Annotated in this window: 13 protein-coding genes; 5 read left to right on the forward strand and 8 right to left on the reverse strand. The window is 61.0% G+C overall.

Going from position 1 to position 12,336, the window contains the following annotated elements:
• The first annotated feature begins 87 nt into the window (after nt 1-87).
• Complete coding sequence (locus R3O64_RS12240; protein ID WP_101736532.1) at nt 88-1,326, forward strand: NYN domain-containing protein; 1,239 nt, start codon at nt 88-90, stop codon at nt 1,324-1,326.
• 111 nt (nt 1,327-1,437) lie between these two features.
• Here R3O64_RS12240 and R3O64_RS12245 read toward each other — a convergent pair whose 3' ends face one another.
• Together R3O64_RS12245 and trxA are read right to left on the reverse strand one after the other, a co-directional pair.
• Nucleotides 1,438-2,232 carry a PspA/IM30 family protein gene (locus R3O64_RS12245; protein ID WP_339017016.1) on the reverse strand — a complete coding sequence of 265 codons (795 nt, stop codon included), beginning with the start codon at nt 2,230-2,232 and terminating at the stop codon, nt 1,438-1,440.
• A 157-nt stretch (nt 2,233-2,389) separates the two neighbouring features.
• Complete coding sequence (gene trxA / locus R3O64_RS12250) at nt 2,390-2,752, reverse strand: thioredoxin (protein WP_070533740.1); 363 nt, start codon at nt 2,750-2,752, stop codon at nt 2,390-2,392.
• Between the two features lie 147 nt (nt 2,753-2,899).
• Between trxA and R3O64_RS12255 the strand changes: the two genes are divergently transcribed.
• From R3O64_RS12255 to R3O64_RS12270, 4 genes are read left to right on the forward strand one after another with little or no spacing between them, the layout of a single operon-like run.
• Nucleotides 2,900-3,100, forward strand: a complete 201-nt coding sequence (locus R3O64_RS12255; RefSeq protein ID WP_154736116.1) for a heavy-metal-associated domain-containing protein — start codon at nt 2,900-2,902, stop codon at nt 3,098-3,100.
• 5 nt (nt 3,101-3,105) lie between these two features.
• Entirely contained in the window at nt 3,106-5,283 is a 2,178-nt protein-coding gene (locus tag R3O64_RS12260) for a heavy metal translocating P-type ATPase (RefSeq protein ID WP_339017017.1), read from the forward strand.
• Between the two features lie 5 nt (nt 5,284-5,288).
• On the forward strand, nt 5,289-6,623 hold the full coding sequence (locus tag R3O64_RS12265; RefSeq protein ID WP_339017018.1) for an MFS transporter: 1,335 nt from the start codon (nt 5,289-5,291) through the stop codon (nt 6,621-6,623).
• A gap of 28 nt (nt 6,624-6,651) precedes the next feature.
• Nucleotides 6,652-7,116 (forward strand): VanZ family protein, encoded by a 465-nt coding sequence (locus R3O64_RS12270; protein ID WP_070524241.1) that lies wholly within the window; start codon nt 6,652-6,654, stop codon nt 7,114-7,116.
• A 1-nt stretch (nt 7,117) separates the two neighbouring features.
• Here R3O64_RS12270 and dnaB read toward each other — a convergent pair whose 3' ends face one another.
• The 6 genes from dnaB to R3O64_RS12300 form a co-directional block, all read right to left on the reverse strand.
• On the reverse strand, nt 7,118-8,542 hold the full coding sequence (gene dnaB, locus R3O64_RS12275; RefSeq protein WP_339017019.1) for a replicative DNA helicase: 1,425 nt from the start codon (nt 8,540-8,542) through the stop codon (nt 7,118-7,120).
• Nucleotides 8,543-9,182: 640 nt separating this feature from the next.
• Entirely contained in the window at nt 9,183-9,635 is a 453-nt protein-coding gene (gene rplI / locus R3O64_RS12280) for a 50S ribosomal protein L9 (protein ID WP_070524218.1), read from the reverse strand.
• Nucleotides 9,636-9,681: 46 nt separating this feature from the next.
• The gene (locus tag R3O64_RS12285; protein WP_010187897.1) at nt 9,682-10,272 is read right to left on the reverse strand and encodes a single-stranded DNA-binding protein; all 591 of its coding nucleotides are present in this window, start codon (nt 10,270-10,272) and stop codon (nt 9,682-9,684) included.
• A 51-nt stretch (nt 10,273-10,323) separates the two neighbouring features.
• Nucleotides 10,324-10,614 carry a 30S ribosomal protein S6 gene (gene rpsF, locus R3O64_RS12290; protein ID WP_180952128.1) on the reverse strand — a complete coding sequence of 97 codons (291 nt, stop codon included), beginning with the start codon at nt 10,612-10,614 and terminating at the stop codon, nt 10,324-10,326.
• A 148-nt stretch (nt 10,615-10,762) separates the two neighbouring features.
• Nucleotides 10,763-10,945, reverse strand: a complete 183-nt coding sequence (locus tag R3O64_RS12295) for a hypothetical protein (protein ID WP_070524214.1) — start codon at nt 10,943-10,945, stop codon at nt 10,763-10,765.
• Complete coding sequence (locus R3O64_RS12300) at nt 10,942-12,333, reverse strand: glycosyltransferase family 87 protein (protein WP_154762698.1); 1,392 nt, start codon at nt 12,331-12,333, stop codon at nt 10,942-10,944. Before R3O64_RS12300 ends, R3O64_RS12295 begins: the two co-directional genes overlap by 4 nt.
• Between the last annotated feature and the right edge of the window lie 3 nt (nt 12,334-12,336).

The following is a 12,336-nucleotide window of genomic DNA, read 5'->3' on the forward strand; positions in this document are numbered from 1 at the left end:
CTGGACTACACCGGCCCTAGGCTGGAAGATCTCACAGAAGTGACCCTAGAAAATTAGTTAGAAGAAATAGAACGGAATTTAGGAGCCATGCTTGAACGAACACTTGTCTTCGTTGACACGTCATACCTACTGGCCAGCTTTTATAACTCTTGGGAGACGGGGGCCCGCGCCCAGCTAGAGATTGATTTACCCGAAGTAGTCAGCTCCCTCGGTTCCATGATTGAGAACCAAGTAGGCAACCCCATCCACCGCCAATACTGGTACGACGGAATCCCCGATACCGGCCCCCACCGTTACCAGCGAGCGCTGCGGGTCTGCGATGGCGTCCAACTGCGTACCGGACAACTCATCGAATGGGGCGAACGGCGTACCCAGAAAGCCGTGGACACCCGCCTCGTCGCCGATATGATCGTTTCCGCTATGAAGGGCCAAGTCACGGATTTCGTCTTGGTCTCCGGCGACGCAGACATGATTCCCGGAGTCCAGGAGGCCGTCAACAATGGTGTGCGCGTGCACCTTTATGGCTTCGGATGGGATTCGATGTCCTCGGCGCTGCGCCATGCCTGCGACTCCACCACGATCCTCGATCCGCGGGAGGACTTCGCCGATGCGATGGAGCTCGAGGTCCTTGAAGGCCCGCTGCCGCCGACCATCCGCGAGCCCCAGAGCTCCGAGGAAGGCAACGAGAAGGCAAGCGAATCCACCGATGAGATCGCGCCGGAGTGCGACGAACCTACCGAGGCACAAGCTGCCTTCCCCTCTGCGCCAAAGCCTGGGCCTGCAACACCTTCCGCCGCGGCTCAAGACGTGGCTGCCACCGCCTCGCACCCGGAGTCCGCAGCACCGAGCGCCCCCGCCGACGAAGAGGAACCCGCCCCCTGCGGCGAACAAACCACAAAGCCCAGCGCCGCGGATCAGAAGCCCGCGGACGCAGAAGAGGAAACGGGCACCGAAGCCCCGAAGCCTGCCCCCAAACCGGCCGCGCCCAAGCCGTCGATGATGGCGCCGCGCCGCAAGCTGCGCTCGAAGTATGTTCCCCTCCCCGAGGAAGTGTGGAGCTCCGCCGGCTTCCAGTCCCCCTTTGACGTGGGGCAGCAATACGCATCGTGGTGGTTCGACAACGCCGCGAGCGCCGATCAGCGCGACCAAGCCCATCTCCTTTCCGGCGGCGGTCTGCCGCCGGAGATCGACCGTCCGCTGCTGCAGTTCGCCTGCGAAACGCTGCACGAGTACACGCTCACCGAAACCCAGCGCGTCAACCTGCGCGATGGCTTCCACTCCGGCATCCGCGGCGTGCTTATCAATATCCGCCGCCAAGACAGCTAGAGCATCACTGCGAACCATAGATAAAGGGACCTTTTGGGAGCGTGGGGGTGAACTCCCCTGGCCGCGCTATGCGGCCTGCTCCAGAAGGTCCCTCTACTTCGGCGCTGGCTACTACTTATCCTCAGCGTCCTTGGCTTCGGCGCCGGCCTCGAGCTCCTCTGCGGTCTTGGAGGTCGAGCCTTCCAGCTCCTTGTTCTTGGCCATCTCAGCGCGGATCTCATCCAAGCGGGACATAGCGGCCATATCGTGGCCCGCCGCCGAAATCTCCTGAATCCGGCTACCACCAGCTGCCTGGTGCAGCTCCTGGGCGCCGAGCGCATCAGCGTAGCGCTTCTCAATCTTGGCACGTACCGAATCCAACGTAGGCGTCGAGTCATCCGGCTTGAGCTCATTCATGGAGTCCAGCGCCTCAGCGTTCTTCTCCTGCATCGCCGCCTGATCGGCCTGGGACAGCAACTGGTCCACCTGCGCGAGCTGCTCCTTCAGTCGGGCCTCCGACTGCTGTTGCTGGGCCTTTGCCTGCTCCGCCGCTTGCGCGGCAGCCTCGTGCTGGGACTTCAGATTCGCCAGCTCATTTTCTACGGCGACCAGCTGGCTCGCCACAACCTCCGCTGCCTGGTTGTACTCGGCGGCCTTCTGCGGATCCTCGGAAGCGTCCGCCAACTCCAAGGCCCGGCGCGTCTGATCCTGGTAGTCCTTCTGAGTTTTCACTAGGCGGTTGAGCTGCATTTCCAGCTGGGTTTTGCGGCCGATAATCTCCGCTGCGTGCTCGGAAATCTGGCGGTGCTGTTCCTTTGCACCTTCCACGGCCTGCTGGATTTGAACCTTGGGATCAGCGTTCTCATCGATCTTCTGATCGAAAGAAGCCATCACATACTTCCAACCTTTGCTGAATGGGTTTGCCATTGCGCTCACTCCTTAGTGGTTCCTGCAGCAGTAATCAATGCAGCGCTCGTTAGTGCTTTATATGTAAAGACGCTTTCCTGCGAGTGTAGCGATACTCACAGGAAAGCGCGCACAGCGGTCTATCTCGACCGCCTTATAGACGAACTATCCGGAATTATTAGGCCTGCTGGCTCTCCACCTGGGCGCGGACCTCATCCATATCGAGAGCCTTGACCTGGCTAATGAGATCTTCCAGGGCTGCCGGCGGCAATGCACCCGACTCGCGGAAAACCAAGATGCCGTCACGGAAAACCATCAACGTCGGGATGGAGTTAATCTGCAGCTTCGCAGCCAGATCCTCGTTTGCCTCGGTATCCAACTTGGCAAAGGTGGCATCAGGGTGCTCCTCGGATGCCTTCTCAAAGACCGGGCCGAAGCGCTTGCACGGACCGCACCATTCCGCCCAGGCATCCACGAGGGTGATGCCATCGCCGGAGATGGTCTCCTGGAACGTCTCTTCAGTGATGTCAATCGTTGCCATGTCTCTTCCTATCTGTTTCGGGGAAATTTGTAGGTTCTTTCAACTCTCAACGGTACACAAGGCTCAATTATCCCTTGCACCTATACCCCTAGGGGGTATACGCTCAACGGTGTATCTACCCACTACTTAAGGAGTCTGATCACGACCATGAGCACCACCACCTACACCGTTAACGGCATGACCTGCGGCCACTGCGAACTCTCCGTGAAGGAAGAGATCTCGGAGATCAAGGGCGTCACCGACGTTACCGCTGACCACACCACCGGCGCTGTCACCGTGACTGGTGAGGGCTTTAGCGATGAACAGGTCGCCGCTGCCATCGCCGAAGCCGGCTACGAGTTGGCCTAAACATCATGACCACCAGCCTCACCCTCGGTATCACCGGGATGACCTGCACCTCCTGCTCATCCCGAGTGGAACGCAAGCTCAACAAGCTCGACAACGTCGAAGCCACGGTCAACTTCGCCACGGAATCTGCCTCCGTAAGCTATGACCCAGCGACGACGACCCCCGCCGATCTCATCGACGTCGTCGAAGGCGCCGGCTATGGAGCCTTCACGGTGGACGATGAGGGGGAGGCGTCGGCAAGCACGGCGGACATCGCCCGCGAGGATGAGGCTTCCGACATCCTGCAGCGCACGCTCGTCTCTGCGGCGCTCTCGCTGCCCGTGATGCTCCTCTCCATGGTCCCGGCCCTGCAATTCCAGAACTGGCAGTGGGCCTGCCTGGTACTCACAACGCTCGTCTACGTCATCGGCGGCGCGCCCTTCCACCGCGCCACGTGGGCCAACCTGAAGCACGGCGCCGCCACGATGGACACGCTCATCACGTTGGGCACCACCGCCGCCTTTGGCTGGTCGCTCTACGCGCTCTTCTTCGGCAACGCCGGCATGCCCGGCATGACCATGCATATGACGCTGCGTTCCAATGACGCGCAGATGGACCACATTTACCTCGAATCAGTGGGGATGGTCATTACGTTCCTGCTGCTTGGGCGCTGGTTTGAACTCAAAGCAAAGGGCCGCTCCTCCGAGGCTCTCACCACGCTGCTCACCATGGGTGCGAAAGAGGCGACGGTGCTGCGCGGCGATACTGAAACCCGCATACCCATCGGTGACCTTCACGAGGGCGATATTTTTGTGGTTCGCCCCGGTGAGAAGATCGCCACCGATGGCGTGGTCCTCACCGGCCATTCAGCCGTAGACGAATCCCTGCTCACCGGCGAATCATTACCGGTTGAGGTTTCACCCGGCAGCACGGTGACGGGCGCAACCATCAACGCCTCCGGGCGGCTTGAGGTGCGCGCCACCCGCGTCGGCTCCGACACCGTCCTAGCCCAGATGGGCGCGCTCGTCACCGCGGCCCAGACCTCGAAAGCCCCGGTGCAGCGCCTCGCCGACCGCATTGCAGCTGTCTTCGTACCCATCGTCATCGGCATCGCTATCCTCGCGCTCTTGGCGCACCTGTGGGTCGGCGGCGTTGCCCCAGCCTTCGTGGCCGCCGTCTCCGTCCTCATCATTGCGTGCCCTTGCGCCATGGGCTTGGCGACGCCCACCGCAATCCTCGTGGGCACCGGGCGCGGCGCCGAACTGGGAATTCTCATCAAGGGCCCGGAGATCCTCGAATCGACCCGCCAGATCGACACCATCGTTCTGGATAAGACGGGCACCATCACCGAAGGCCAGATGTCAGTAGCGGCGGTTCAGACCACTGCGGGGCACTCAGAGCAGGAGGTTCTCCGTCTTGCGGCCGCCGCGGAGCAGGGCTCCGAGCACCCCATCGCGCGAGCCATCCGCGCGGCTTACGACGGCAACACCCCTGCAGCCGAGAACTACCACGAGCTAGCGGGCCAAGGGATCGAAGCAACCGTTGAAGGTACCCGCGTGCGGGTGGGACGCCCGCCTGCGGGCTACGACGGCACCGGGACGCAGGTCGGCGTCTACGTGGCGGATGCCGTGGTGGGGACCATCGAGCTACAGGACCGCGTTAAGGAGTCCGCAGCCGCCGCCATCTCCGCCCTCCAGGACCTAGGCCTCACGCCCCATCTGCTCACGGGCGACAACACCGGTGCAGCACACGCAGTGGCGCGAGCCGTTGGCATTGATGAAGCCAACGTGACAGCGGAGGTCATGCCCGCCGACAAAGTAGACACTATCGCTCGACTGCAGGATCGGGGACGGACCGTGGCCATGGTGGGCGATGGCGTGAACGACGCCGCGGCACTCGCACAGGCGGACCTCGGCATCGCGATGGGTGCTGGGGCTGATGTCGCCATCGAGGCCTCTGATATCACGGTGATGAATAACGACCTGCGCTCTGTGGCCGATGCCGTACGGCTTGCGCGCGCTACCCTGCGCATCATCAAAGGCAACCTATTTTGGGCCTTCGCCTATAATATTATTCTTCTACCTGTTGCCGCTTTTGGCCTGCTCAACCCCCTTTTCGCGGGTATAGCCATGGCGTTGAGTTCGGTTTTTGTAGTCAGTAATTCTTTGCGCCTGAAAAGCTTTCACTCCGCAGAGTATGCTTAGCCTGCATGAATCGTCTTGATCATCGCTCTATCTCTCGCACGGAGAGGCTCGACCGCCTTCCCGTCACTGGAAAACACAAACGTCTCCTCTTCGGTTCCGGCATTGGCTGGGCTCTCGACGCCATGGACGTGGGCCTCATTTCCTTCATCATGGCCGCTTTGGCCGTGCACTGGGGAATCACGCCGACCCAATCCTCATGGCTGGCGTCCGTGGGCTTCATCGGCATGGCCTTGGGTGCTACCTTCGGCGGCCTTTTGGCCGATAAGTTCGGCCGCCGCCACGTCTTTGCCTTGACCCTGCTGGTCTATGGCCTCGCCACGGGTGCCTCCGCCCTGGCGACGGGCCTTACGCTTCTCATCGTCCTGCGCTTCTTCATCGGACTCGGCCTGGGCGCCGAGCTGCCGGTGGCCTCCACGCTGATCTCCGAGTTCGCCCCGCTCAAGGTCCGCGGGCGCATGGTGGTCTTGCTGGAGGCCTTCTGGGCGGTGGGCTGGATCCTGGCCGCGGTAGTTGGAACGTTTGTTGTGGGGGCGTCGGAAAGCGGCTGGCGCTGGGCGCTCGCTCTCGGCATGGTGCCCGCCTTTTACGCACTTTTCGTGCGGCTCCATTTGCCAGAATCGGTGCGCTTCCTAGAGTCGAAGGGCCGCCACGAAGAAGCAGAGGAGATCGTCGCCTCCTTTGAGGCAGAGGTGGACTCGACGGACATCGACCGCACGACCCCGGCACCGACCTACTCCGAGGAAGACGTCACCGCCGCCAGCATCTGGTCGCCGTCCCTGCGCGGGCGCACTCTCGCGTTGTGGACCATCTGGTTCTGCGTCAACCTGTCCTACTATGGCGCCTTCATCTGGATTCCTTCGCTGCTGGTCGCCGACGGATTCTCCCTGGTGAAGTCCTTCAGCTTCACGCTCATTATCACCCTGGCCCAGCTGCCCGGCTACGCCGCCGCGGCCTGGCTCATCGAAGTATGGGGGCGCCGCACCACGCTGGCTGCCTTCCTCGTGGGCTCCGCGCTTTCCGCAGGTCTCTATGGCTTTGCCAGCACTGAGGCCACGATCATCCTGGCCGGTTGTTTGCTGTCCTTCTTCAACTTGGGCGCGTGGGGTGCTTTGTACGCCATCGGTCCCGAGCTCTATCCCACCGCGCTGCGCGGGCGCGGTACGGGTGCTGCCGCCGGCTTCGGCAGGCTCGCATCCATCCTGGCGCCGCTCATCGTTCCGCCGCTCATCGCGGTGGCAGGAACGGGCTGGCTCTTCGTCCTCTTCGCGGCCGCCTTCGGCACCGCTGCTGTCGCGGCGCTGACCCTGCCAGAATTCAAGGGTAAGACCCTTGCTCAATAGGGTCGCCCTTGGCGCGTGGGTCGCGGTCATGGTTGCGCTGACTACGCTGAAGTCCTTCTTTCAGATTGGCTACCTCTGGAAGCCGGAGAACCAGCGTGTCCGCGATCTGCGCTTGGTGCCGCTCGATGAATTTTCCGGTGGCACGTGGTTTGGCCCGCTCTTTGAGTACGCGGGCAATACCGCTTTCTTCATTCCCTTCGGAATGCTCGTCTTCAGCATGTGCCGTTCACTCAAGGCCACGGCCGCGTGGGGCTTCGCGCTGAGCCTGGCGCTGGAGACAGCACAGTACGCCTTCGCCCTGGGACGCACCGATATCGATGACCTCATCTTCAATACGCTCGGCGCGCTGATCGGCGCGGCATTCGCCCGGCTGTGTGGCGAACGCTTCTTCCCCGTGTGGCGGTGGCTCGCACTCGCCGCAGCAGCCGTCTTCCTAGTCTTAGTCATTCTCGGCCCACGGTTGGGTGACCCCAACGCCGTGGTGGACCTGTGATTTAACCGTGCGCCATGTTGACGAACTTGGAGTAGTGCAGCTGGTGCGCCACCTTCACCGTGTCGATCGGGCCGCCACGGTGCTTGGCCAAGATGATGTCCGCCTCACCGGCGCGGGGATCATCGCGGTCCTGTGAGTCCGGGCGATACAGGAGCATAACCATGTCGGCGTCCTGCTCGAGCGAGCCGGATTCACGCAGATCCGCCAGCTGTGGCTTCTTATCGGTACGGGACTCTGGGCCACGGTTTAGCTGGGAAATCGCGATGAGCGGGACCTCGAGCTCCTTGGCCAGCAGCTTGAGCTGGCGGGAGAACTCCGAAACCTCTTGCTGGCGGGACTCCACCTTCTTGCCCGAGGACATCAGCTGCATATAGTCCAGCACAATGAGGTCGAGCCCGTGCTGCTGCTTGAGGCGGCGGGCTTTCGAGCGAATCTCCATCATGGTGAGGTTCGGGGAATCATCGATGAACAGGGGCGCATCCTGGATGCGGTTGAGGGTGTCATCGATCTTTGCCCAGTCCTCAGTCGATACGCGTCCACCGCGCATATCCGACAGCTTCACTTCCGCCTCCGCCGACAGCAAGCGCATGACGATTTCCGAGGCGGACATCTCCAAGGAAAACACCACGGAGGTCTTGTTGTGCTGCAGAGATGCCGAGCGCATGAAGTCCATGGCGAGCGTTGACTTGCCCACGCCGGGGCGGGCGGCGACGATAATCATCTGGCCGGCGCGCAAGCCATTGGTCAGGTTATCCAAGTCGATGAACCCGGTGGGCACGCCCGATTCCACACCGTTTTGCTGCAGGGCGGCGAGTTCGTCGATAGTGGGATCGATAAGATCGCTCAGTGCCCGGTAGTCCTCGGTGGTCTTCTTCTGTGCCACCGCGAAGACTTCCTGCTGGGCGCGGTCCAGAACCGATTCGATCTCCATGTCCTCGGAACCTTGGAAGCCGAGCTGGACAACTCTGGTTCCGGCGTCGACCAGCTTGCGCAGCACCGCCTTTTCCGCCACGATCTCCGCGTAGTAGCGAGCGTTGGCGGCAGTCGGCACCGTGGCCAGCAGGGTGTGCAGATAGGGCGCGCCGCCGACCCGCTCGAGGTTGTTGTAGCGCTCGAGCCGAGCTGCCACAATCACCGCATCAATATCGGTGCCCGCGGCATAGAGGTCAATCATGGCCTGATAAATGAGCGTGTGCGCAGGATAGTAGAAGTCCTCCGGCTCCAGCTCTTCAATGACCTCCATCACCGTGTTCGGGCTCAGGAGCATAGCGCCAAGAACGCCTTGCTCTGCTTCCCGGTCCGCGGGTGGCTGGCGGAATTCGCCGTAACGCTTCGGCTCCTCCTGACGGTAGGAGCGGCGGGGTTCCTCCTCTACCGGTTCGGGCGGCGGTGGAACCTGATCGTCATCAAAACTGGCATTAGTCATTGTCCATCAATCCCACCGTTCATCGATCCCACCCTGACCGCCCCTGAAAATCTCAGCTTCTATCCGCTCCGGACGGCCAGGCTTTAAGGCAGTGCCAAGCGGCAACCGCGCGTAGTACACAACAGTGTAGCCGAGGCAATGGACACTGCCCCTTGGGTATAACTGCCACAGTTATCCACAGATCCCTGTGGAATTACCAGCTCAGCGGACGAAGGCTCCGCAAAGCGCGAGGTCAAGCCTGTGGATAACTCTGCAAGCCCGTGACCAGCGAAGATAATTACCGCAGGTCAGAGCATGTTTTTCAAGGTGTGAATATACGCACAAAACCCGTGAAAAAGTAGGGCCTTCAACCCGAAATCGGCGCTACCTGCGGGTTAACAAAAGGCGGCGTGAGTAAACTCACTGTAAACTGCACACAGGTTTATCCACAGGTTCCGCGAGTTATCCACATGCCGTGCTTGGCGACGATTCCCCACCCCGCATGCCTAAAACGGCTAAAGGCCGTACACCTTCCACCACCTCACATAGTGGGAGGAGCACGGCCTTAAACCTTGCTGTTGTCTGAGGGTCACGTACCTGCGTACCATCGCCGCGCCTCACACGCGGCTGGACGGAGGGTGACCGTCGTGCGCCTTAGTTCTTAGGCAGCGACGACCGAGAAGTTCACCTTGCCGATAACGTCAGCGTGCAGCTTCAGCTCGACTTGGTAGTTGCCGGTCTTCTTGACCAGGCCCTTGGGAAGCACAACGATGCGCTTGTCCAGCTTCGGGCCGCCAGCGGCGGCAACGGCCTTCACGATGTCCTCTGCGGACACGGAGCCGAAGAGCTTGCCGGACTCGGAGGTCTTCACGGGGACATTGACGTCCTTGAGCTCCTCCAGCTGGGTACGGATCTCGCGTGCATGGTCCAGGTCGCGGATTGCGCGAGCTTCCTGGGCACGCTTGATGCCCTCGATCTGCTTCTCAGCACCGCGGGTGGCAACGATTGCCAGGCCGCGCGGAAGCAGGTAGTTACGTCCGTAGCCGTCCTTAACCTCTACAATTTCGCCGGGGGCGCCGAGGTTCTCAACGGCAGCGGTGAGGATCAGCTTCATGATCCCTGCCTTTCAATTGAGTTAAATGAATACTTGCGTGACAGTCTTAGAACGGGGGTTCTGCATCCGCACCACCGAAGCTTCCCGCTTGGGGTGCCGAATTCCACGGATCGTTGCTCGGAGCCGACTGCTGGGACTGCTGCGGGGCAGAAGACTGGGACTGGTTTCCAGAGAAACCACCCTGGTTTCCGGAGAAACCGCCTTGGTTGCCGCCGCCGTAGTTAGCACCACCCTGCTGCTGGCCGCCGCCATAGTTTCCGCCACCGTTGCCGGACTTGCGGTTTACCTGAGCGGTTGCATAACGCAGGGACGGGCCGACCTCATCGACCTCGATCTCAAAGACAGTACGGTTCTCGCCCTCACGAGTCTGGTAAGAGCGCTGACGCAAACGGCCAGTAACAATAACGCGCATGCCCTTGGTCAGGGTCTCCGCAACGTTTTCTGCGGCTTGGCGCCACACGTTGCAGGTGAGGAACATGGCCTCGCCATCCTCCCACTGGGAAGTCTGCTGATTATAGCGACGCGGGGTGGAGGCAACACGGAAATTTGCCACTGCGGCACCCGCCGGGGTGAAGCGCAGTTCCGGGTCGGCGACAATGTTGCCAACGACCGTGATATTGGTATCTCCCTGAGCCATGTCTTTACTCCTTAATATCGGTTACGTGGATTGCTCGAAACCCAGTATCCGCTATTTGCTGTCGGTGCGCAGAACCTTGGTACGCAGAATGGAGTCGTTCAGGTTCAGACGGCGATCGAGCTCGAGAACGGAGTGGGATTCGCACTCCAGATCCACGACTGCGTAGATGCCCTCTTCCTTCTTGTTGATCGGGTATGCAAGACGGCGCTTGCCCCACACGTCAACCTTTTCGACTTTGCCGCCATCCTTGCGGATTGCTTCGAGGAACTTGTCTAGGGACGGGGTTACGGTGCGCTCATCCTGATTGGGATCCAGAATGATCATGACTTCGTAGTGACGCACGGACCTCATCACCTCCTATGGTCTAGTAATTGGTATCGGCCATATCACCTTTGCGGATATGGCAGGAGGGTCTGTTGCGTCAAGCAACCCTCACACAGTACCGCACTGACCGGCGGAAAAGGAAATCCCTTGTCTCCTCGGCCGCCCCCTAGTGAGTCGCGGCGACGAAGATTGCCGAACTCGCAGGTATCACCGTAAGGAAAAGCAGAGCCAGCAACCCCAGCATGATGGGCCAGGTTCGGTCTTCAGAACGCTGAAACAGGTAATAGGCACCCAATACGCACAAGAAACCTATCGTGATGGAGATGATGCCCACGATTGTTATGGTCATCGCGCAAAGTCCCCCGCCAGTGGATCCCTGCCACCGTGCGCGGCACGAACCTTGTCTTCCGACTTGCCCCACATCTGACGGATGATGAGCACGCCGATGGCGATGATGAAACCATCCCGGGTGATCACCGCGATGTCCAGCATCTCGTGCGGCAGGCCCTTGTTCTCCGAGCCGAGCATGTGCCAGGTGAGGATGGGCCAGAGGAGGGCGTCGGCAAGCGCCCAGCTAAAGATGAGGCGCCACCGTGGCAGCGCCAAGAGCGCCGGGACAATGAGCCACAGCGAGTATTGCGGCGACCACACCTTATTGAAGATAAGGAAGGCCATGATGATGAGGTAGATCATCTCAGCCACCCGCGGCGCACGCGGGGTTTTAAGCCCCATGACGGCGATTGCTGCGCAGCTCACAAGGAAGGCCACGAGGGAGAAGGTGTTGAGGAATTCGGCCTCAAAGCTCACGTTCGTAACGCGAGTCAGGAGTGCGTAGATCGTGGTCCACTCCGCCCCACGCTCTTGGTTGAGCCGGAAGAATTCGCGCCAAGCTTCGGGGTAGGCCACCGCCACGGGAAGGTTCACCACGAGCCACGTCGCAATAGTTGCCACGAACATCTTGATGAACGGCGACCAGCGCTTGTTGCGGATGGCCAGCACCAGAAAGGCACCCAGAATAAACAGGGGCCACAGCTTAAAGGCCGTGCCGAGCCCGATGAGGATGCCGGCGAGCCAGTTCTTACGCTTGGTCACCGCAAGCAGGGCGCCGACCATGAACGCCACCGACGGGATGTCCCAATTGGTAAAGGCATGCATGACCACGAGGGGGCTAGCTGCCATGAGGACGGTGTCCCACGCCCGGTTGCCCGTGAGCTGGAAGACCATAACCACGGTGCCTACCCACACGAGGGACATGATGAGCGCGGTCAGCCCGAAGTACCAGCTGACATCGGCAATCCCAATCCACTCGACGGCCGGATAGGTGGTGCGCGCCAGCCAACCGACGGCACCCTGGAACATGCCGGCCAACACCGGGTACTCCATGTAGCGCGTGATATCCCCCTCAACCCAGGAATAGGCATAGGGGAAGCCCGGCTGGTCTAGTCCACGGCCCCCATAGAGCGGGATGATGTCGTTGTAGCAGAAGGACGTGTACTGACGGTTACCGTCCCAATTCAGGCTAATGAGGCCATCCTCGCCCTTGCGACTACCGGCACAGGTTGCCTTACTCAAGAACCCAAACGCCAGGAATGTCCACGCCAACGTGATGATCACTCGCAGTGGAGTCCACCACCCGGAGTGGGCCGAGCGAGCAAAACGCCCCGTCGACCCGCCCAGGGCGTCGACGGCGCCGCGGGCCATCGACTCAGAAGAGAGAGGGACTAGCTGAGAAGTCATGTG

Origin of the sequence: Corynebacterium hesseae (genome assembly GCF_037850265.1) — a bacterium.
GTDB classification, from domain to species: Bacteria; Actinomycetota; Actinomycetes; order Mycobacteriales; family Mycobacteriaceae; genus Corynebacterium; species Corynebacterium hesseae.